The organism is Paenibacillus koleovorans NBRC 103111 (assembly GCF_004000845.1).
In the GTDB taxonomy this organism is placed as follows: Bacteria; Bacillota; Bacilli; order Paenibacillales; family NBRC-103111; genus Paenibacillus_AA; species Paenibacillus_AA koleovorans.
This window is the reverse complement of sequence record NZ_BIMA01000017.1, coordinates 55776-76934: the sequence shown is the minus strand read 5'-3', so window position 1 is coordinate 76934 and position 21159 is coordinate 55776. Positions and strand designations below refer to the sequence as shown.

The 21159-nt window shown below is 51.1% G+C and carries 30 protein-coding genes; 29 read left to right on the top strand and 1 reads right to left on the bottom strand.

What is annotated here, in order from left to right:
* Window positions 1-100: 100 nt before the first annotated feature.
* From PKO02S_RS08275 to PKO02S_RS08170, 25 genes are all read left to right on the top strand, one after another.
* Window positions 101-361: a hypothetical protein gene (locus PKO02S_RS08275; RefSeq protein WP_127580940.1), complete on the top strand. Its 261-nt coding sequence runs from the start codon at window positions 101-103 to the stop codon at window positions 359-361.
* A complete protein-coding gene (locus tag PKO02S_RS08270; RefSeq protein WP_127580937.1) occupies window positions 345-2336 on the top strand; it encodes an AAA family ATPase in 1992 nt (663 codons plus the stop codon). The genes PKO02S_RS08275 and PKO02S_RS08270 overlap by 17 nt, the downstream gene beginning before the upstream one ends.
* A gap of 370 nt (window positions 2337-2706) precedes the next feature.
* The gene (locus tag PKO02S_RS32280; protein WP_164821348.1) at window positions 2707-2862 is read left to right on the top strand and encodes a hypothetical protein; all 156 of its coding nucleotides are present in this window, start codon (window positions 2707-2709) and stop codon (window positions 2860-2862) included.
* A complete protein-coding gene (locus PKO02S_RS08265) occupies window positions 2859-3986 on the top strand; it encodes a hypothetical protein (protein WP_127580934.1) in 1128 nt (375 codons plus the stop codon). Before PKO02S_RS32280 ends, PKO02S_RS08265 begins: the two co-directional genes overlap by 4 nt.
* A complete protein-coding gene (locus tag PKO02S_RS08260) occupies window positions 3986-4693 on the top strand; it encodes an MBL fold metallo-hydrolase (RefSeq protein ID WP_127580930.1) in 708 nt (235 codons plus the stop codon). Before PKO02S_RS08265 ends, PKO02S_RS08260 begins: the two co-directional genes overlap by 1 nt.
* A 198-nt stretch (window positions 4694-4891) precedes the next feature.
* Window positions 4892-5044, top strand: coding sequence for a DUF6906 family protein (locus PKO02S_RS33830; RefSeq protein ID WP_373865200.1), 153 nt, complete (start codon window positions 4892-4894; stop codon window positions 5042-5044).
* Window positions 5045-5093: 49 nt separating this feature from the next.
* On the top strand, window positions 5094-6266 hold the full coding sequence (locus PKO02S_RS08255; protein WP_127580927.1) for a replication protein: 1173 nt from the start codon (window positions 5094-5096) through the stop codon (window positions 6264-6266).
* Window positions 6244-6561, top strand: a complete 318-nt coding sequence (locus PKO02S_RS08250) for a hypothetical protein (RefSeq protein ID WP_127580924.1) — start codon at window positions 6244-6246, stop codon at window positions 6559-6561. The genes PKO02S_RS08255 and PKO02S_RS08250 overlap by 23 nt, the downstream gene beginning before the upstream one ends.
* Window positions 6562-6916: 355 nt before the next feature.
* Complete coding sequence (locus tag PKO02S_RS08245; protein ID WP_246066881.1) at window positions 6917-7306, top strand: DUF1064 domain-containing protein; 390 nt, start codon at window positions 6917-6919, stop codon at window positions 7304-7306.
* Window positions 7303-7683, top strand: coding sequence for a hypothetical protein (locus PKO02S_RS08240; protein WP_127580917.1), 381 nt, complete (start codon window positions 7303-7305; stop codon window positions 7681-7683). Before PKO02S_RS08245 ends, PKO02S_RS08240 begins: the two co-directional genes overlap by 4 nt.
* A gap of 11 nt (window positions 7684-7694) precedes the next feature.
* A complete protein-coding gene (locus PKO02S_RS08235) occupies window positions 7695-9461 on the top strand; it encodes a DEAD/DEAH box helicase (RefSeq protein WP_127580914.1) in 1767 nt (588 codons plus the stop codon).
* 118 nt (window positions 9462-9579) lie between these two features.
* The gene (locus PKO02S_RS08230; protein WP_127580911.1) at window positions 9580-9783 is read left to right on the top strand and encodes a hypothetical protein; all 204 of its coding nucleotides are present in this window, start codon (window positions 9580-9582) and stop codon (window positions 9781-9783) included.
* Between the two features lie 15 nt (window positions 9784-9798).
* The gene (locus PKO02S_RS08225; protein ID WP_127580908.1) at window positions 9799-10041 is read left to right on the top strand and encodes a hypothetical protein; all 243 of its coding nucleotides are present in this window, start codon (window positions 9799-9801) and stop codon (window positions 10039-10041) included.
* Window positions 10041-10685 (top strand): HNH endonuclease signature motif containing protein, encoded by a 645-nt coding sequence (locus tag PKO02S_RS08220; RefSeq protein WP_127580905.1) that lies wholly within the window; start codon window positions 10041-10043, stop codon window positions 10683-10685. Before PKO02S_RS08225 ends, PKO02S_RS08220 begins: the two co-directional genes overlap by 1 nt.
* Entirely contained in the window at window positions 10648-11436 is a 789-nt protein-coding gene (locus PKO02S_RS08215) for a phosphoadenosine phosphosulfate reductase domain-containing protein (protein WP_218033913.1), read from the top strand. Before PKO02S_RS08220 ends, PKO02S_RS08215 begins: the two co-directional genes overlap by 38 nt.
* A 32-nt stretch (window positions 11437-11468) precedes the next feature.
* Complete coding sequence (locus PKO02S_RS08210; protein WP_127580902.1) at window positions 11469-12272, top strand: DNA adenine methylase; 804 nt, start codon at window positions 11469-11471, stop codon at window positions 12270-12272.
* Window positions 12269-12457 (top strand): hypothetical protein, encoded by a 189-nt coding sequence (locus tag PKO02S_RS08205; protein WP_127580899.1) that lies wholly within the window; start codon window positions 12269-12271, stop codon window positions 12455-12457. The genes PKO02S_RS08210 and PKO02S_RS08205 overlap by 4 nt, the downstream gene beginning before the upstream one ends.
* A 55-nt stretch (window positions 12458-12512) precedes the next feature.
* Window positions 12513-12743, top strand: coding sequence for a hypothetical protein (locus tag PKO02S_RS08200; RefSeq protein WP_127580896.1), 231 nt, complete (start codon window positions 12513-12515; stop codon window positions 12741-12743).
* 30 nt (window positions 12744-12773) lie between these two features.
* Entirely contained in the window at window positions 12774-13256 is a 483-nt protein-coding gene (locus PKO02S_RS08195) for a DUF1643 domain-containing protein (protein ID WP_127580893.1), read from the top strand.
* Window positions 13257-13284: 28 nt separating this feature from the next.
* Window positions 13285-13455: a hypothetical protein gene (locus PKO02S_RS32275; RefSeq protein ID WP_164821346.1), complete on the top strand. Its 171-nt coding sequence runs from the start codon at window positions 13285-13287 to the stop codon at window positions 13453-13455.
* Window positions 13456-13708: 253 nt separating this feature from the next.
* On the top strand, window positions 13709-13912 hold the full coding sequence (locus tag PKO02S_RS08190) for a hypothetical protein (protein WP_127580890.1): 204 nt from the start codon (window positions 13709-13711) through the stop codon (window positions 13910-13912).
* Window positions 13913-13937: 25 nt separating this feature from the next.
* Entirely contained in the window at window positions 13938-14561 is a 624-nt protein-coding gene (locus tag PKO02S_RS33165; protein WP_246066879.1) for a YoqU family phage-derived protein, read from the top strand.
* A gap of 27 nt (window positions 14562-14588) precedes the next feature.
* Window positions 14589-15470: a DUF5131 family protein gene (locus PKO02S_RS08180; protein ID WP_127580887.1), complete on the top strand. Its 882-nt coding sequence runs from the start codon at window positions 14589-14591 to the stop codon at window positions 15468-15470.
* Window positions 15467-15913 (top strand): ASCH domain-containing protein, encoded by a 447-nt coding sequence (locus PKO02S_RS08175; RefSeq protein ID WP_127580883.1) that lies wholly within the window; start codon window positions 15467-15469, stop codon window positions 15911-15913. Before PKO02S_RS08180 ends, PKO02S_RS08175 begins: the two co-directional genes overlap by 4 nt.
* An 89-nt stretch (window positions 15914-16002) precedes the next feature.
* Complete coding sequence (locus tag PKO02S_RS08170) at window positions 16003-16389, top strand: hypothetical protein (protein WP_127580880.1); 387 nt, start codon at window positions 16003-16005, stop codon at window positions 16387-16389.
* 694 nt (window positions 16390-17083) lie between these two features.
* On the opposite strand, the gene PKO02S_RS08165 is transcribed toward PKO02S_RS08170, so the two are convergent.
* On the bottom strand, window positions 17084-17290 hold the full coding sequence (locus PKO02S_RS08165; RefSeq protein WP_127580877.1) for a hypothetical protein: 207 nt from the start codon (window positions 17288-17290) through the stop codon (window positions 17084-17086).
* A gap of 85 nt (window positions 17291-17375) precedes the next feature.
* Between PKO02S_RS08165 and PKO02S_RS08160 the strand changes: the two genes are divergently transcribed.
* The 4 genes from PKO02S_RS08160 to PKO02S_RS08145 all read left to right on the top strand — a co-directional run bounded on the left by PKO02S_RS08160 (window position 17376) and on the right by PKO02S_RS08145 (window position 21155).
* Complete coding sequence (locus PKO02S_RS08160) at window positions 17376-18221, top strand: hypothetical protein (protein ID WP_127580874.1); 846 nt, start codon at window positions 17376-17378, stop codon at window positions 18219-18221.
* A 50-nt stretch (window positions 18222-18271) separates the two neighbouring features.
* Window positions 18272-18832 (top strand): site-specific integrase, encoded by a 561-nt coding sequence (locus tag PKO02S_RS08155; protein WP_127580871.1) that lies wholly within the window; start codon window positions 18272-18274, stop codon window positions 18830-18832.
* A gap of 263 nt (window positions 18833-19095) precedes the next feature.
* The gene (terS, locus tag PKO02S_RS08150) at window positions 19096-19896 is read left to right on the top strand and encodes a phage terminase small subunit (protein ID WP_127580868.1); all 801 of its coding nucleotides are present in this window, start codon (window positions 19096-19098) and stop codon (window positions 19894-19896) included.
* A complete protein-coding gene (locus tag PKO02S_RS08145) occupies window positions 19893-21155 on the top strand; it encodes a PBSX family phage terminase large subunit (protein WP_127580865.1) in 1263 nt (420 codons plus the stop codon). The genes terS and PKO02S_RS08145 overlap by 4 nt, the downstream gene beginning before the upstream one ends.
* Window positions 21156-21159: the final 4 nt, after the last annotated feature.

The following is a 21159-nucleotide window of genomic DNA, read 5'->3' as shown; positions in this document are numbered from 1 at the left end:
ACAAAAAAAGACCCGCGCCAACGGGTCCCGGCATTGCAAATACATTCAACGCCATCTTAGCACGTATGTGGCGAATCCGGCAAGAAGAAAGGAGCGGACGATGGCAACGGAAATTACGTTGAACGCAACGGAAGGTCGGCATTTTACGGCCAAAGTCGAGAAGCAATACTACGGTTCTCCTTCATTAGTGATTGAATGCAGTGTAGTCAATCTCACGCTTCACGCAGACGATGAGCAACTGGCCGAGATCGGTGAAGCGATTCGGGAGCATCTGGAGCGCGTGGGTTACCACGAAACGCCAGACCAGCAACAGATCTTGAATTCTGAGTTGGAGGAGGAATCACATGCGCAAGCTGATTAGCCTGCAGCGGTTGACGCTCAGGAATTTCAAGGGGATTCGGGATTTTACGCTGTCCGTCGACGGGGCCAACGCATCCGTTTTCGGAGACAATGCCGTCGGCAAGACGACTCTGTTCGATGCATTCACCTGGCTTCTGTTCGGCAAGGATAGCGCCAACAGCGCGAAATTCGAAATCAAAACACTGAACGCAACGGGTCAGCCGATCCATAACCTCGAGCATGAGGTCGAGGGCGTGCTAATGGTCGACGGCCGCCGGCGGACGCTGCTCCGCTCTTACAAGGAGAAATGGACCCGTAAGCGCGGATCGGCAACGAGCGAGTTCACCGGCCATACGACGGATTACTTTATTGATGGGGTACCAGCGAGCGAGAAGGAATATGAGGATTTTGTAGATCAGCTTGTTCCTGAAGAACTGTTCAAGCTATTGACCAACCCCGACTTTTTCAATGAGAGGCTCAAATGGCAGGATCGTCGCAAGATTCTGCTCGATGTTTGTGGAGACGTGACGGATAGCGATGTCATCGCCTCTAGCTCAGCACTTTCTGCGCTGCCGGCTATTCTGGGCGACTTGACGATCGACAAACATCGTAAGGCAATCGCTGCACGACAGGAGAAGATCAATGAGGAATTGCAAAAGATCCCGATTCGTATTGATGAGGCTACCCGATCCAAGCCTGTTTTAAGCGAAGTGTCGGAAGAGGAGCTGAACCGCCGGGCGGATGACATCCAGCTGCTTATCCAGGACAAGCAGGCAGAGATTGTTCGCCTGCAGTCGGGCGGCCAGATTGCTGAGCTGGAGAAGCGGCAAAGAGAGTTGGAAGGCGAATTGCAGTCACTTAAGAATGAACTGGAAGCCGGCACGTTGTACAAGATTGGCGAAAAGCGGCGAGAGCTTGATGGTTTGCGAAGAAACGTTGAAGATTCTTCGTTCTCCATTCAATCCTTTGAGCGAAGAATCGAGGCGGCCGCACGTGAAAGCGAATCGTATACTTCAATTGCAAATCGAACAAGAGAAGAATTCTATTCTGTTCAAAATGAACAGTTTACCGATTCGTGCGGAGATTCTAACTGCCCTTCATGTGGACAAGCTCTACCTTCCGAACAAATTGAATCAGCTAAATCCAAGGCCGTCGCTGAATTCAATCGCAGGAAATCTGAACGATTGGAAGCGATCCGAACTCGAGGTAAAGAGGCCGTTTCTAAGGCAGAGAAGTATCAGCAGGAGAAGGATGAGGCTACGCGATCAGCAGACTTGCAACGGCAGCGGCGGGCAGAGTATCAATTGAAGGTCGATGAGATTGAAGACATATTACGGGTCTTGCAGAGCAGTGTAGTCGATGTATCGGCCGACCTAAGGTATATCGCCAAGAAGCAGGCTATCGAGGCGGTTAAGGCAGAGATTGTCGGTCTCCGGTCTGCAGCGCATGAAGCCGTCGATAAAGCGCGGGCTGAACTGGCTCGATATAGGACGGAATCCGAGGGGCTGGATCGTCAAAAGGCCAGCTTTGCTCAGGTCCGACAGATCGATGCCCGGATTGCCGAACTTACAGCACGAGAGAAGGAACTGACGAAAGAGTACGAACGGCTCGAGCAGGAACTGTTCCTCACCGAGGAGTTCACCCGCACGAAGGTCGCCATGCTCGAGGATCGCATCAACAGCAAATTCCGCATGGCCCGATTCAAACTCTTTCGCGAGCAAATCAACGGGGGCCTGGAGGAGTGCTGCGAGACTACTTTCAACGGGGTTCCCTACGGCGCTGGTTTGAATAATGCGGCGCGGATTAATGTCGGGCTCGACATCATCAACACGCTGGCGGAGCACTACGAGGTTACGGCGCCGATCTTTATCGACAACCGAGAATCAGTTACCAACTTGATCGAAACGGAAAGTCAGATTATTAGCCTTGTTGTAAGTCAAATCGATAAGACACTTCGAGTCGAGACTGAGGCGAAGAAATATGCCAGTGTGTCATAAACCAAATGAAATTGTTGTTGAGTGCAATATTGCAAGAATGACCCTTACCCGGCGGGATGGGACGGAAATCGAGACAATCTTTGACGCAGAAGATGTTAATAAAGTGCGGTCTCATCCATACCGATGGGGAGTTCAGTACGAAAAAAGGATTGACAATTACTACGTGATATCAGTTCTAAAGGAAGGGAATCGATATAAACCAATTCGGTTACACAGGTTTTTGACGGACTGTCCAACTGGATTTGTCCCTGATCACAGAAACCATAGGACCCTCGACAACCGAAAGTCTAACCTTCGGATAGTCCCGCAGGGTGTGAACTTACAGAACAAGAGTGGTGCCTATAAATCCTCAAAATCAGGTGTTAGAGGCGTGTATTGGCACCAAGCAACGAGTAAATGGTGTGCTGATGTTTGCTTGGGTGGTAAGCGGTTCTATAAATTGTTTGAAGATTTTGATGAAGCTTGTGGTCATGTGAGGGAAGCGCGTGAAAATATTTTTAATGATGCGGGGAGGAAATTCAATTGAGTAATTTTTCAACCGGACTGGTCAAGGTAACGGAAACATACGCTCCGATGATCGAGCGTCAGTTAAGCGGTAATGGGGTCCATCTGGACCCCTACGGGAAGCAGTGCGTTGTGAACGCAATTTCTGCGATCAACACGGTTCTTGAATCCAAGGCGATTACCTGGAACGACGATAAGCTCGATCGTAACAACATTACCCAGATTCTCATGAACATCGCGGCACTAAAGCTTAACGCTGCGGCTAGCCCGCGGGAAGTGTTCTTCCAGATTCGAAACGTGAATGTTAAGGCAAAGCCGAGTGATCCGGACAACTGGCGGAAGCAGATCGAGATGGGGATCGAGGGGGATGGGAATGATGCAATCCTTGCACGTTTCGGACGGAATGTGCAGCAAGTCCGACCTTACTGGGTTGTGCGAGAAGGAGACAAATTCGAGTATCCAATCTTCAACGGGCTTCAAATGACGCCTCCGACTTGGCAGCCGACGGGGAAGGGGGATGTGGTGAGAGTCGTTTATCCGATCATCATGAACGATAACAGTATCCAGTTCTTCATCGGAGAACGTGACGACGTTGCCAAGAACCTGGTCGCTCATATCAATAATAACCTCATGAACGAAACATTTGGCATCCTTCCGTATGGAAAGAACCGGCACGACGCAAGCCCGGAGCAGAAGAAACAAATTGCGGCGAAGAAAGCCGAAGTCTTGAATCTAGCAAAAGAAGCCGGCTTGGGTGCTTTGGACGATCCCGAACTACAGGGTTACATCAGCCCGGCTTGGTCGGAGTTCCAGAGCCGCGAGCAGATGCTGATCAGGAAAATTCGGAACAACATCGTCAAGAAGATCCCTAAAGACTTCGGCAGCGCATTTGTCGAACTCCTGCATAACAACACTGTTGACGAGTCGTATACCACGGTCCAGCGGGAGATCGCGGAGAACGCCAACAGCGAACCGATCGACGTTAAACCAGAGGTACCTGTAACGGAACAAGCTCCTCCACCGCCGCCTAATCCGCAGGCACCACCGTCACCGCCTATAACGCCTGATCCCATGGAGATGCCACTACAGCAAGGCGACATGTTCGACCAGCCTGTAACAGCTGGTCAAGAAAGGCCAGGGTTTTAATGATTGACATTCTACCGCTCGCCTCTAGCTCGGCAGGGAACGCTTACCGTGTTTCCGACGGGCATACCACCCTGCTGCTGGAGGCGGGGATCCGCTTCTCGGACATTCGCAAGGCGCTTGGTTTTCAGGTTTCCAGTATCGAAGGATGCCTCATCACGCATGAGCATGGCGATCACGGTAAAGCAGCAAAAGAGCTTATGCGGGCCGGTGTCGACATCTATGCATCAGAAGGGACGCTGGATGCACTTAAACTCTCCGGGCATCGCGCTAAGCGAATACGTTCGAAGACGCAGTTCAGAATTGGTACGTGGACGATTATGCCGTTCGACACGGAGCACGATGTTGCCGAGCCGCTGGGGTTCCTCTTAGCGAACGAAGTCGGAGAGAAACTCGTTTTCCTGACCGACACCTTCTATTGTCGCTATACCTTTTCAGGCCTCACGCATGTCATGGTCGAATGCAATTTCTCCGAGCGGATCCTTCATGAAAATATCGTCGCCGGCCGGGTACCTGCTGTCATGAGAAGCCGATTAGTTCGCTCGCACTTCTCGCTCGAGAACGTAAAGGTCTTCCTAGGGGCAAACGATCTGTCTCAGGTGCAGGAGATTTGGTTACTGCACCTTTCAGATACGAACAGCGACGAAGCACTGTTCAAACGCGAAATTCAATCTATTACAGGGTGTCCGGTTTATGTGGCCGGCAAGTAGGAGGCATCTTATTGAAACCAATTCATAGCAAACCCGATTCCCGCGGGAAGATGTTCGTCGCATGTTCGGAATGTAATCGTGGAGGCAATGGTGATCAAAGTTGTAGCAGTGGCTGGCAGATCAAACGAGGTGGCCCTGAGAAGGGCGCATGCTTTTCCGGTAAGCTTTTGTCCAAATTCGACGAGGTGGTGAGCTAGGATGAAGAACGGAAAAGTCCCAACCAAACGGCAGAAAATCGCAATCCAAGCAGCGGGACTGTCTTCTGGGGAATGGCTTGTAACCAAGAATCTAGCTGGCAAGCTTTATATCCAGCATCGGGACACGAAAGCAGAGAAGGTAATACCAGCATGACGATCACCATCGGAAACATGATAAAGCCGTCCTGAGGAGGTGATCGCCGATGGAGTCCGCCGTCAACCCCCAGCCCGATGATCCTCACCTTCGCATATCGCATCAAGTACATAGGGAAATGATTCGGAGAAAATTTACACAACGCCAGCGCAATATTATTGATTTCATTCTCACGTTGAGTTGGGGTTGCGGGAAGCCGTCGGCGGTCATACCGCGCCTCAAAGACTTCAAGCTTTGCGGGGTCGGCCCTAATCATATCCGGAAAGAGCTGCAGGCGCTCTTTGTCGCGAATGTGGTGTTCTGGGAGGGGGCAACTAACCACTTCCAAGTGAACAAGCACTACGACAAGTGGGATGTACCGGTCAATGAGCACTTCAATCCAAAGGAGCTCAACGATCTCATCCGCATCAACTTGGAACACAGACCAGGCGCTCCCAATCTGGCAAAGAAACTTCCCGAATCGGGAACAAAGTTCCCGGATGAGGAAGAAAGTTCCCACATTGGGAAGTTGGACGAGTCTAAAGAACAGGGAGAACTTCCCGATTTGGGAAGTGAGAACTTCCCGATTCGGGAAGCTGATGAGACCGAAATCCCTTGTGGCTCTAAGGCGGACGAGCTGCCGAAAGAAAGGGTTAAAGAAATTAATGTTGTTGAAGAAGAAGTCGTAGATGATGAGTCTTCGCGCTATCAAAAAATTCTGACACATTTTGTGGCAAAGCGCGGACAAGGTTTGGACGTTAACGACGAGGACTACCGGACGATTCTCCAGGTGATCCGCGACGGGATACCGGTTGACTTTGTATTGGGTAGCATTGACCGAGCCTTCGAGGAGTATGTTCCCAAACACCGCATGGACAAGATCAACACCTTCAAGTTCATCGCTCCGCGCTGCTATGACGAATGGGTGAAGTACCAGCGACGGCTTGCTATATCGGAGAATGTTCAACCGGAGCCCATCCCTATCGGTGCGGAGCCGAGTCAGCCAGCACAGGCTCGATCCGAGATTCAAGCGGGGAGAAGCCAAGCGGCCGCCGGAGGGTATTCCTATCGAAACAGGGCATCACCAGGTAAGCCCAAGCTTGCGATTGTCACTGATTTGCCTTCGGCGCCTCAATACACACCGGAGCAACTAGAGGAATTCAGAGCCCGAGCTCGTAAACTCGACCAAAAACTCGGCCAAAGAGGGGGAGGGGAAGACGATGAAGACTCCGACCGATTTTGATTTCTTACTGGACGACCCAAGTCCAGACCTGACCGGCGACACGCATCTTTGGTTGCATCTGATCCGGGACACGGCGAAGCTGCCGGACCGGGAGAAGGCCCGTAAGCTCTCCCTGCTGTTCTGGTATCTCCGGGCATTCGGTACCACAATCCGTAAGGATCATCATGGCACTCGGTTCTCACCAGTGATGGCTCCGTTTGGTTCGTGGGATTCCGCTGAAGAGTTTGAGCAGATCAAGCGAGAACATCTCTCGCCTTATAAGGACGAGATTGTCGCTCTGCTAGTGGGTCTATGAAACGGCGACAAACCCTTTATATTGCCTGCGAGGACATGGACTTCGTTTGGTCAGAGCGGGAAGTCCTGAGGTTCGATAAGCTTTGGAACGATGGAATGGGCCTGATGGAAATTGCAAAGAAGCTTAGACGAGATCCGGATGAAATTGTTGTGCTTGTATTGGATAGGGCGAGACAAGGTTTTATTAAGCGGCGGCCGAGCGGTATCGAGGCCGCAAGGAGGGGCGCCCATGGCGCGCATCGATCCTTATTTTCAAATCCGGAGCAGCGTGGTTTGTTATGGTCGCGACGGTAGTGTCATCGGGGAAGTATTCACGCTACCGCCGAGCCAAACAAGGAAGGGTGAGTATCGTGCGCATGTCGATCGAGGAGTACAGGGCACTGACCGGCGGAAAGGCGGCCGGCAAGCCCAGCAAGATGCGAAACGTCATCACCACGGTCGACGGCATCAAGTTTAGCAGCCGAGCCGAGGCTAACCGGTACTGCGAGCTTAAGCTCATGATGGATAGAGGCATCGTCAAAGTATTCGTTCGTCAGCCGCGGTTCCTGCTGCAGGAGGGTTACGAGAAAGACGGTGAGTGGTTCGGCAAGATCGAGTACGTCGCCGATTTTATGGTCTGTTACATCAACGGCCAGATCGATATCGAGGACGTGAAGGGGCGCCGGACCCGGGAGTACATCGACAAGCGGAAGCTGTTCGAGCGGAAGTACCCGCATTTGCGGATTGTGGAGGTTGCCGTTAAGTGAACATTCATGAAGCTATGGCGGCGACGGCCGCCGCGATCAGGTCGGTCCGGATCCCGCCAATCAACTACGAGACGGAGATTCATTCAGCCGTCCGGGACGCACTGATTTCGCATGGTATCCACTTCGACCACGAAGTGAAGCTGGCGCCGCGCAATCGGATCGATTTTTTAACGCACGATCAGATAGGAATCGAAGTTAAGAAGGGCAAGCCTTATTCGCAGGCAGTATTCAACCAGCTCGAGCGCTATGCGGTATTCTCGGAAGTCCAGGGGATTATTCTCGTGATACAGCGATACCAGGATGTTCCCGAAGAAGTCAACGGAAAACCTTGCATATCGATCGGGCTCAATAAACTATGGGGGATTTCTAGTCGATAGGAGGAGCCAGTTTGGGAGCAATTGAACAAGCCATACCGGATTACCTCATCCGGCCAACGGCTTCGGATTATTACTACGGCACGTTGGAGTACGAGGAAAAAACGGACTCCTGGGTTATCAAGGGCGACCCCGCGGTCTGCCAGATGGCAAAGCGGCTGTTTCCCGGGGCGGAAGGGCGCGGCGCGGGGATTGCGCGGTTTAAGTCCAACAAGCGGACGAATGGCGATTTGAACTGGCTTATGATGCGGTATCCGCTCGAGGTCAAAGCGGCTGAAAAGTGGGAATCGGACTACCAGACAGCGGTGAAACATGTCGTTAAGCGGAATCAATTGCGAGTGGCACCGAGCATGCTGGAACCTTCCTCACTGGTTTTCAACGGTCAACTAGGCGGATTTCAGAAGGAAGGTGTCGCGTTCTTGCATAATAACGCCCCGACGCTGCTCGCTGATGACATGGGACTAGGCAAGACGGTCGAGGCGCTAGCGTGGATTGCAACGGTCAACCGGTACCCGGGGCTTATCGTCGTGCCGACGAGCGTACGGATTCAATGGGCTTCGCAGATCAAGAAGTTCATCGTTCCTCAAACAATGTCGGGCCAGATCGAGATGTTCGGCGCGGATCCGAGCAAAATGGTCCATATCATCAAGGGGCTGAAGCCATACGATTTGCCGCCGGCACAATTCTACATCATCCATTACGGCCTGCTGCGCGGCTGGAAACAGTACCTTCCCTCGTTTGGCTTCGAGTTTGTGGTGTTCGACGAGATACAGGAGCTCCGGCACGACGGTACCGACAAGTACGCTGCAGCAGCGCTGCTCGGGCAGAGCACGGAAGAAGTAATTGGGCTGTCTGGCACGCCGATTTACAACTACGGGGACGAGATAAGAAATGTCATGAACATCCTCGACTATCAGTGCCTTGGCGACAAGGAGTCGTTTTCTCATGAATGGTGTGCCGGCGGGAAGGTCGTGCAGAAGCCACAGCTGCTCTATCAATATTTGAAGCGTGAAGGGCTTATGCTGCGAAGGACAAAAGAGGATGTGCTGAGCGAATTGCCAGCCAAACGGAGGGTTGTTCAGGAAATCGACTCCGATCACGGGGCATTCTCAGCGCAAATGAAGGAAGTGATCGATCTTATAGGCCAGCATGATCGGGCAGCGGATCACTTTGAGCGTGGCCGCCTGAAACGGAGGATCGGGGAAGAGGTCCGGCGGGCAACGGGCGTAGCGAAGGCACCATACGTCGCAGAGTTTGTGAAGATGCTTCTAGATGCCGGCGAAGCAGTCGTTCTTTATGGTTACCATCACGATGTCTATGAGGTTTGGCGAGAGCAGTTGAAGAAGTACAACCCGGTGTTCGTGACCGGTGCTGAGACCACTGCTCAGAAAGAAGCCTCGAAGGAAGCCTTTATCCAAGGGCAATCTAATCTGATCGTCATCTCACTTCGTGCGGCGGCCGGCATCGACGGCCTTCAGAAGAGGGCAAGCGTCTGCGTCAACGGGGAGCTGGACTGGTCCCCGGGGGTCCATAGCCAGTGTGAGGACCGGCTGCACCGGATCGGCCAGCAGGCGCAGGTCATCATTTACTACCTGGTCTGCAGCGATGGCAGTGACGAGCAGATGATGGAGGCGCTAGGGCTGAAAACATCGCAATTCGTGGGCATCATGGGCGGCGAGGCCGAGACAGAGGTCGAGAAGGAACTTTCACAGATCGAGGTCGGGAAGCATCTGGACAGAATCATGGAGCAGTATCGCTCCAAACAGCGGGAAGTAGTCTGATGAACTGGCAGATAGCGACCCGCGAACAACTAGTCACGATCGTTTTTCACGATGGTGCCTGCAGCTTGAGCGACAAGATCGCGGCGATGGAAGAATTGAAGAGGAGGAACCGGCAACGGTGCTACATGGGGATACAGTGCAAGATCAGAAGAAAGCAGGCATAAGCGGCAGAGTAGTGCTGCCGAGATTCCCGTTCGAGGAGCATCTTCTGCAACTGGAGGATGAGGAGATCATCTGGCTTCATGGTAAAGCATTTGTGATTTCGCCTGCAACGGAAGATGACATCGAGCGGATTGGGAAGGGATTCTTTTGTATGGATTGAGGGAGGGGATGTGCGATGGCTAGGAACAAGCTGGGGGATCTGCAGAACCACTTGTTTGAACAACTTGAGAGATTAAATGACGACTCTTTAACTGGAGAACAACTAGAATCTGAGCTAAGGCGAGCAAAGGCTGTTGCCTCGGTTGCATCTCAGATTATTGCAAATGGTCACTTAGTATTAAAGGCGGTGCAGCTTAAAGAAGATCATATGAACGCGGACATCCAAGTACCGAAAATGCTGGAAGCAGGCGACGATTAATGGCCGGACTTCATCCTGATGTTAAAGCTTTCATTCGTCAGAATTATCGAGGAACGCCTTTCCCGGAATTGGTCCGGCTTGTGCAACATCAATTTGGAGATACCCCCAGTTACAATCAGATTCGCGCTTTTGTGCACAATAACAAACTTTGGAACGGCCTCGACGGTAGAATCAAACCCGGGAACGTGCCTTTCAACAAAGGGAAGAAGTCCCCGGGTACGGGGCATAAGCCAACTCAGTTCAAAAAAGGGAATCGTCCTGCGAATTACATGCCGGTCGGTTCTGAACGGATTAATACTGACGGCTACATTGACGTGAAGATTGCAGATCCGAACAAGTGGGTGCAGGTCCATCTCCTGATTTGGGAAGCGGTCAACGGGCCGATACCTGCGGGGCACGTTGTGATCTTTGCCGATGCGAACAAACTCAATACGCATCCGGATAACCTAATTCTCGTATCACGGGGCCAACTCGCTAGATTGAATCAGAACCATCTGATCAAGGAAGATGCCGAGTTGACAAAGTCTGGTATCGTCGTGGCTGACCTGATTTCAAAAATTGCGGAGAGGAAAAAGAAAAGTACGGAAGGACATGGGAGGGGTAAGAGTGATCCTGCCAGTGGAAATAAAACAGTTTGTCAATGATGGCGCCACATTCTATGTTTCGCATTCCGGGGGGAAGGACAGCCAAGCGATGTATGCGCTGCTACGCCGGCATATTCCGTACAATCAGATCGTCGTTGTGCATGCGCACCTCGGCGAAGTCGAATGGCCCGGTGTTGTCCAGCATATTCAGTCTAATGTCGATCATCACGTCAACATCGTGCGAGCTGTGAAAAAGGACGGCAGCGAGAAGACATTACTCGGAATGGTCGAGGAACGTGGAATGTGGCCATCGTCGTCCTGCCGACAATGCACGAGCGACCTGAAGCGGAATCCCATCATGAAATTTATTCGGCACGACGTGCGAACCCGCCAGACTAATCCCCAAAAGATAGCGATCAACTGTATGGGTATTCGCGCAGAAGAGTCGGCTGCGCGGGCGAAGAAGCAACCGCTCCGATTCAACGAATCGGAGAGTTGCAATGTCAGAGACGTGTGGGACTGGATGCCGATATTTGACCTGACGACTACCGATGTATTTCAGGTCATAGCAGACGCTGGGCAAAAGCCGTTCTGGACATACGAGCGAAACGAGCGCTTGAGTTGCGTATTCTGCATCATGGGCAGCTTGAATGACCTTCGACATGGCGCCGAGCGAAACCCTGAGTTGTATCGGAAATACGTTGATTTGGAGAATCGGATCGGTCACACGATGTTCATGAAGGGTAAAGAGCCGGTTTATCTGGAGGAACATATCGGTATTCCAGCAGCCGAGCCGACATGGACAGGTTGAATATTTAGTTTCAAGAGAATTGAGGTGAATCCATGGCGGTACCGCGCATATTGCATTACCCAGGCAGCAAGTGGTCGATCGCAAAATGGATCATAGAGCACATGCCGGAGCATCGCGTGTATCAGGAACCATACTTCGGCAGTGGGGCCGTGTTATTCAATAAAGTGCCGTCCCCGGTTGAAACCATCAACGATATCAACGGGGAAGTCGTGAACCTGTTCAGAATCGTTCGGGAACGCCCTGATGAGTTGGCATACCGTATCCGCTGGACGCCATACGCGAGAGAGGAATACCAACTATCTCACGAACCGACAACGAATGAACTAGAGAGGGCAAGGCGCTTTATGGTTCGGTGCTGGCAGGCGATCCGGCCAAAGACGAATTCAATCTCGGGATGGCGCTGCCGATTCACGCAGCGAGACGCCTTCCATATCAAGCAATGGAATGCCCTACCTGAGCGAATGGAGATTGTGGCCGATCGACTGCGACATGTTCAAATTGAGAACGTTCGCGCCGAATTGCTGATCGAGCGGTACCGTGATCCAGATGTTTTGATTTTTGCGGATCCGCCATACTTACTAGACACCCGGAACGGCGCGATTTACGAGAATGAGCTGACAGATGAGCAGCACATGGAAATGCTCGATTTGCTGGACAAGCACCCTGGCCCGGTCTTACTGACCGGCTACGCCCATCCACTGTATGACGAACGTCTGAAGTACTGGCATCGACGGACAACGATGGGGAAGCCGGTAAACGGGGAAGCACGGACCGAAGTTCTATGGCTCAACTCGATTGCTGCAAATCAAATCGGTCAGCAGGTGATGCAAATTTGACAACTGAATCATTACAGCATGCTCGCAACATCGCTCGCATGCAACAGATGGATCCCGCACGGATCGCGTCCGCCAAGCTCGAGGGCCTGCTGCAAGGGGTTCGGGACGGCACTTTAAGCAAGGACGATGTTCTGCAGTATACCAACATGGCGGCGGAGCAGTTGGAAGAGCTGCTCCAGCCTTAATGCGTGGTACCGATACAACATATTGAATAGCCTGCGTACCAGTGGAGGTAATGAAATGAATGAGGAAATGAACCAAAACCAAGATGAATTCGTTCGTCTCCAGAACGAACATATGCGTCTGATCGAGGGCGTTCAATCGGTGATTACTTGGCACGAGGAGCGTGTCGCACACTGGAAGCAATTAGCTGTTCAATGTGAGAATGGTGGGCAGATGCAGGCTTCCTACATGACACGAGCAGATGAACATGTGGAGTCGGTGAAGATTTTACGTCAAGTACTTCGATGAATACGGAAATACATGGGAGGCTGATTGACCGTGATCAAAGATGCAATTATCGACTCGACCGGGGCGTATCGATACTCGTTATGGCGCATATGGAATCCTGATCTGCCAAAGGTTCTATTCGTTATGCTTAACCCTAGTACAGCTGATGCAAGTATTGATGATCCTACCATTCGACGATGTATTGGATTCGCGAAAGCGTGGGGGTTTGGTTCCTTGGAAGTAGTAAACCTGTTTGCTTACCGAGCTACAGACCCGGAAGAGTTAAAGAAATGTTCTGACCCGATCGGCCCGAATAATGACTACCACATTCGCCGAGCTGCCCATCGAGCCGACAAGATTATCGCCGCATGGGGAACGAAAGGCTCATTATTGGGGCGAGATAGATTGGTTATGGAAATTTTTCATTCATTTCCAATGTTCTGCCTAGATGTTTCGAAAGCCGGCCATCCGAAGCACCCACTCTATATCAAGGCAGATAGTACACCTGCTGAATATTCCGGTAACACCGCTTGAATATTTAGTTTCGTTTAGGAGGGGCGGTATGCAAGTAGAAGAACTGCTGGAACAAAAAATCAAAGAAGTATTGTCAATGGATGATGACTACACGAAGGATGAACAGTCGGCAATCAAACACTTCCTGATTAACTTAAAGGCGGAAATTCGAAACGGCATCCTATTGCGATCGGGTGAAATAGATCAGGAATCGAAATAAACAATCAAGCATAAGGGAGGCATGTCAAAGTGAATAAGCACAAAAAATTCAGATGGTTACAATTCATTTCAGGCATTCATCGCATTCATCATATTTGGTGGTCGTATGGTTGGAAGCTTCCGTTCGTACCTGTTGCCCATTTTTCGGGTAAGTCAGGGTGGAAGATCGTTAGGCGCGATAAGTACCTTAACTGCACGATGACGGGAAAATACTAGCGGTCAGCTTGAATATTGAGGGACATGGGAGGAACGTGGTGAACAGAACGGCACAAAAAGGTCATCATTGGGTCTGGACGGATCTGACCGAGTCGCTCCGTGGCATCAAATACCCCGAGACCGATATCCGGTTATCTGGCCAGCCTGTCCATGAGCATTATCTTACAACCTGCCCACTCAGCTGGGTTGAAAAGGGGTATGTCCGTGAGGCTCAGATCGACGGACAACTGGAATTATTTTGAATAAGGAACTTGGGAGGGATTAAACGTGAAGCTGTACTCCGTAGATTATCCGGCGGGTATGTGGGGGGATCATGAAGCATACTCGCAGTTGAAGATGGCAAAATCGGGCGGCGCAGCAAAGTATGACGAGTGGTTGAATGCTAGCGATTGCTGGGACATCTCATTTATCGACTTCTGTAAATTAGTAAGCGTCCGGAAAGTAAGCCAACCAGAGCCACTTCCTGGTTCAGAATCATTCGATCGTCCAGAGAGAATCGATCTAGTCAACCGATTGATAAGGGAGATCGGCTGCCGTGGTCGAAGATTCCTCTACTCGAAGAAGCATGATAGATTCGCTGCCTTTCATTGGGCGAACGACCGGTTGTGGTATACAGATGATTACACTGGCGAGACGATGTATATGGAGCCCGGTAAAGAAGGGAAGACCAGGGAACAGAAAGACGGATTTTCACACGGCGGGACTCTTTGGGGATTGATTCTCGATTTCAGAGATTACATCTTCGGAGATGACGATGCGAACCAAAACAATGGATACGGCGGCTTATATTGTCCGCATTGGGGATATCCAGAAGTTGATATGGAAGCAATAAGGCAACTTGCGGTGGAGTGGGGCTATCTGAAGCCCAGATCGACACGGAGTACCGCTTGAATATGAAGGGAATGGGAGGTAAAGTGCGTGAGCGATAAAAGCAAGATCGAATGGACTGACGCGACTTGGAATCCGGTCACCGGCTGCACGAAAGTTAGCGAGGGCTGCCGAAACTGCTACGCGATGACTCTGGCTGAACGCTTCCGGGGGACAACGGGGCACTACTATGAGCACGGATTCGACATCACGCTCCGGCCGGAGAAGCTCGACCAGCCGCTACGGTGGAAGCGGCCGCGTAAGATTTTTGTGAACAGCATGAGCGACATGTTTCATCCGGATGTGCCATTTGAGTATATCCGAGCTGTTTGGGCTCGAATGGCACTCTGCCCCCAGCATACATTCCAAGTATTGACGAAGCGCCCGGAACGAGCGCTGGCATACTTTGCTTGGATGCGGAAACAGGAGTTCAAGGTAGAAGAGGCGTTGCCAAATGTATGGCTCGGAGTTAGCGTGGAGAATCAGAAGGCAGCCGACGAACGCATTCCGCTGCTGCTGCAGACGCCGGCGGTGGTGAGGTTCCTGAGCTGCGAGCCACTGCTAGAAGAAGTCAACATATGGAGATGGATTGATCCTATTCGAACTGGTTGGCCGACACCGCAAGAAATTCATCAAGTCATAGCCGGCGGAGAGAGCGGTCACAAGGCGCGGCCCATGCATCCGGAATGGGCTCGATCGCTCCGGGATCAGTGCCTAGATGCAGATGTACCGTTCTTCTTTAAACAATGGGGGGAATGGATCGGCTTTCATGAGGCGGCACATTCGCAATGTTTATCACCAGCGGTGGAAAAGCGGGCCAAATGGTTCACATTTTCAGAGGGCGGAAGTGTTCTGAGGGTCGGTAAGCAAAATGCTGGCCGAGAGCTTGATGGACGCGAGTGGAACGAGTTCCCGGAGGTGGTTCACTCGTGAAAGCCATCACTATTCACCAGCCATGGGCAACGCTGATCGCCATTGGGGCGAAGCAATTCGAGACGCGCAGTTGGGCAACGAAGTACCGAGGCCCGATCGCAATACACGCTGGCAAGCAGCTGGATCTATCGGCTATAGCAGTTGCTGAGATTCGCGAAACATTGGTCCGACACGGGTACACGCATTGGAACATGCTTCCTCAAGGAGTTATTGCTACGGCGGAACTCGTTCAGTGCTGGTCGATCGGATTGGATTACCAGAACGGGATGCCGTCACTTTATAACGGAGAGAACGGGGAGACGAGGAAGGTAAGTGTGGCAGAGGAGAAGGTTGGTTATTACGACTTCGGGCGATATGCGTGGCAAATGGATCATGTCGTGAAGCTGCCAAAGCCAATTGCCGCAAAAGGGCAGCAGGGGTTATGGAATTGGAATAACGATTGAAAATAGAAGAATCCCCCGCTGCATCTTGGCCGGAGGCGCGGGGGAACGAACGTACATTCCTATCATATCACAGGGGATGGTGATTGGGAATGGTAACACTGGTTCTGAACAGCTTGTTTCCGGAAGCCGACGAGAAGGAATGCAGCTTGACAAAGAGGTCGCTGACACAGTACAAAAAAATGAGAGCTGTCGTCGAAGATTTCGAGCGGAACTATGGGCACCAACATCAGAAGCGCGTATACGAGCAAGCAAAGGAAACTGTAAAAAATATCGATCGCGCCATTAACTTGATCTTGGACGAAGAGGTTCGGCGAATCATTCAGTTCCGTTTCACCGAGAACGGGCGTGGGAACAGTCATAAGCTAACGGTGCTGCGGTTCTCGGGCAGTATGGGGGATCGAACTGTCGACCGCAAGATCATAGAGGGGATCGAGTCCGTAGCGAATACGCTCAAACTCTGGGGCGAGTTAGAATGAAATAATGACGGTAATATGACAGTAGACTGGCGGTTAAATGTCAGTTTTTACAAGGTACAGTTGATTCACATAGAGCGAAAGCTCGGGTGAGCCTGCTGTACCTTTATTAATTGCAGGACTCGGCCACGCGGTGGGATGAAGTCGTATCCTTAGGCGCTAGTCGCCAAGCGTGTGGTGGTGAGGTGGGGTTAGATGCCCCAGTCTTACAACAAGGGCTTGTCCCTTGTTCAGTTTTTCGGTATGAATCCGGTATTCTGACGAGGGGATAAGTAAGGTGTACGCGAGGGCTGCCAGTCGGTGGCCCTTTCGCGTGGGTGAATGTCCCATTTGAAGGCTAGGGCTTGGGCCGGGACCCAATATGATCCTCATGTGGAGGGATTAATTTGAAGAAAGTAAAAGTTCCTGATAACTTTGTCGGCTGGATTAGCAAGAAGCATCTGATCGGCTGGGTCATTAATCCATACAGAAAAGACAAACGAACGGGAGTGGTGCGGAAATGAGGTGGCTGAACCGGGTTATCCGACGGCTGGCGCCATACGTTGTTGCGCCAGCTCGCCGGAATGAACGGAGGCACGGGCGCAATGGATGGTAAGTACGACGAGGATGATCTAAGCGCAGCTCGTGGCTTTCTGAATGGATTCTTGCTGGCAACCGCAATATGGAGCCTTTTGGTCTGGGTGATCTACACTATTTCTTAAATTACGACAAAATCGTTTGTGGACTTAAGATAAGCATTACCATCAGACAGTAATACAACGGCATCTTCGGTGTGTTCGCCAATATAGGCCCGGTTATCTAGCACTTCGCCCGTCTCAGACTGTACAATCTTGATTGGTAACCTATGAATAATTGCATCGTCGAAATCAGCATCATGTTGCAAAACTTTTCCTGATTCGTACATGGAATCACCTCCTAAAATATGTTTCGATATGTAGCAGGAAATTCCTTCCTAATGTCGAAAATTAGATTTTGAAGGAGTGTGTCACATGTCAAACGCCGAGAAAAAGTGCTTTATTATCACACCTATTGGTGGCGATAATTCAGAGATAAGAAGAGCAGCTGAAGGGGTAATTGATGCAGTAATAGTTCCCGCATTGACCGAATTGAGGTTCCAAGCGCAAAATATTGCTGTCGCACATAGAATGCCGAATCCCGGCTCAATCAATAAGCAAATCATTAAGAGAATTCTTGAAGATGACTTAGTGATTACAAACCTGACAACCTTAAACCCGAATGTTATGTATGAATTAGCTCTTCGACATGCAATTCGAAAGCCGGTTATTCAAATATGCGAAGAAGGAACTAAGCTTCCATTTGATATTGTTGAGGAACGTACCGTGTTCTACACAAATGATATGCTTGGTTCTGTTCAATTGAAGGAGAAGTTAATTCAGATTATTCCTGAGGCGTTGAACGATGAGAAGCCAGATAATCCAATTTATAGAGTAGTTGAGAGTCAAATAATCCAAGCTTCTACCTCGATTAGTGATACTGATAAATTTCTCATTTCTAGAATAGATAAGCTAGAATCACTAATATTAAATACTTATAAGAACGAGCCGACCGTTAGAAATAGAAAGAGGTTAGGTGACTTTCAGACATTAACAATAACTGGGAAAAGGATTTTTAATTTTGAACCAAAACAAATAGTCGATTCACTACTAGCTGTGATTCCGGGGAAAGTACATATTGTAGCGGGTGAATTCGGTGAAACGAGCATTGTGTTAACAATAGAAACTGAGAATAATTTATTTAAATTCGACAATTATATTAAATCCAGCTTAGCTGATTATATTGCTGATATTGATGTGGTGTACTCTAGGAGTGTTTAGCATCCGGAAGGGTGCTTTTTTTATTGTACCTTGATAATGAGGTGGTGAAGATGAAGGTTGTCCAGCCGATCCGGGATACACGGAAGCTTCAGGTGATCAAAGAACATTTGCAGCAGACTAACGAGCGTGACTATATTCTCCTGATGGTTGGCATAAACACCGGATTGCGAATATCAGATATCCTGCCGCTTCGGGTTGGAGATGTGCGCGGGACGCATATCGATATAATCGAGAAGAAGACAGGGAAGCGGAAGTTGATAAAGATTAACCGAGCCTTACGCGCTGCTCTCGATCACTACATTGTAGGAAAATCGGATAACGCATATTTATTCAGGTCGAGGAATAGAAAACTCAGGACTGGCGCGCGGGACGAGCCGATCACGGCGAGCATGGCTTACAAGATGCTCAGCGGGGTCGCTCAAGCATTCGGCGTGAAGGAAATTGGGACCCACTCCATGCGGAAGACATTCGGGTATCATTTCTACCAGCGTGAACGGGACATTTCGTTACTAATGGACCTATTTAATCACAGTGAAGAGTCGGTCACTTTACGCTATATCGGGATCAAACAGGATACCTTGGACGAGGCTATAGACCGCCATTCGCTCTAATGAACTGTCTACAATCGGGTTATAGAGAATTCATTTCTAACGTAACGCTGACTTGCCTAGAATGGATTGACAGAATCCCGAAAATACGAATTACCTAGAATGTGTATTGTAGAGAATTACATTTACAGTTGTTAGGAGAAAATTAGGGATTTTTAGTGATGCAGCAGGATCGGAAGAGAACATTCCGACAGCTGCTTTTTGTGCGTTTAGGGCCAAAACGTGAAAACAGACTCAATTCAGTCGGAGGTGAGGTCGGTGAGCTGATGTCGAGAGATCAAAGCCCGGTCCAAAAGAAGGCGTTCAAGCTTTGGCATGACAGCGGACGAACCATGAAGCCGGCTGCCATCGCCGAGGAGTTGGGTGTTAAGCCCGAGCTCGTTCGGAAGTGGAAGAATTACTACAAATGGGAAGAGCAGCCCGATCCCCGCCGCGGCGCGCCGAAAGGAAATCGGAACGCAAAAGGGAACAAGGGCGGAAAAGGTGCACCATCCGGCAACGATAGAGCCGTCAAGCACGGGCTGTTCCGTAAATTCATGCCCCAGGATGGCGAGTTCCTCGAGATCATGGATATGGTGCATGAAATGGACCCACTGGACATGATTTGGCAGAACATCGTCACCCAGTTTACGGCCATCATTCGGGCGCCGGCCGTTATGCACGTGACCGGCAAGGATGAAATGATCAAGGAGATTAAGAAGCAGAAGTTCGAGGTCCATTCGACTGGGCGTGGCAAGGACAAGCAACTGCATCAAATCGTCGTCGAAGAAGAATTCAATTTTCAATGGTCATGGGAGCGCTATGCCCAGTACCTCAAAGCGCAATCGGCGGCGATGTCGGAGCTTCGTGGCGCCATCAAGCAGTTCCTCGCCGCGGCGCCGGAGAACGACGAACGGCGGGCGAAGCTGGAGCTGATGCAGGCTCAGGTCGAGAAGACGAAGGCCGAAGTCGACAAGGTGAAGGCTGAAGCACAGAAGGCCAGCAAGGGCGACGGAAAGACACCGATGCATATTGAGGTCGACTACGGTGAGGACAGCGACTACGAGATGGGCGGCGATGATGAATGAGCGCAGCCGTGAAAGTGCAGTTCAACCGCCATTTCCGCGAAGTCAACCGAACGAAGCGCCGGTACCGGGCACTCCGCGGCAGTGCGGGCTCGGGAAAGTCCGTCAACATCGCCCAGGACTACATCCTAAAGCTGGGCGATCCGAAGTATTCCGGCGCGAACCTCTTGTGCGTCCGCAAGGTCAACGAGACGAACCGGAACAGTACCTATTCGGAGCTGGTCGGCGCGATCAATCGGATTTACGGGCAGCGTGCTGATGAATTCTGGGAAGTCCTGAAGTCGCCGCTGCTGATCCGCAGCCGGGTGACCGGCAACGAGATCATCTTCCGCGGCATGAATGACGCCCGGGACCGCGAGAAGATCAAGTCCATCACGTTCACGCACGGGAAGCTGACGTGGATATGGGCAGAGGAAGCAACGGAGCTACAGGAGTCCGACGTTGACATCCTCGACGACCGTCTGCGGGGCATTCTGCTCAATCCGAACCTGTACTACCAGATCACGTTCACGTTCAACCCGGTGTCGGCAACACACTGGATCAAGCGGAAGTACTTTGACAAGGCGAGCCGCGATGTGCTGGCCCATCACTCGACCTATTTGCAGAATCGTTTCATTGACCCGGCTTATCACCGTCGGATGATGCGGCGGAAGCAAGAGGATCCGGAAGGGTATGCCGTGTACGGCCTTGGCGAATGGGGCGAGCTGGGCGGCCTGATTCTCAAGAACTTCGTCGTGATTGAGTTCGATACATCGTTCGACCGCTTCGATACCATGCACCATGCGCAGGATTTCGGCTTCAACCATGCGAATGCCATTCTCACCGTCGGCGTTAAGGACGGTGATTTTTACATTTGTGGCGAAATTTACGTTCATGAGCGGGACACGTCCCAGATCATCGAAATGGCCGATCGGCAGGGCTTGTCCAAGTACCTGCCGATGTACTGTGACTCCGCAGAGCCGGATCGGATTCAGATGTGGCAGAACGCCGGCTACTATGCGTCGGCCGTGGTCAAAGAGCCTGGCAGCGTGCATGCGCAGATCGATTACCTGAAGCAACGGAAGATTTACATCCATCCGGATTGCGTCAACACGACCAAGGAGATTCAGCAGTGGTCTTGGCAGAAGGACAAGAAGACGGGGCTGTATCTTGATGAGCCGGTGACCGTGTTCGATGATGCCATGGCCGCGCTTCGCTATGCTGCCGAGCCCCTCCGACGGCCGGAGATGTTCTATTCCAACCAACGCCCGTCGGGCTGGTAGAAAG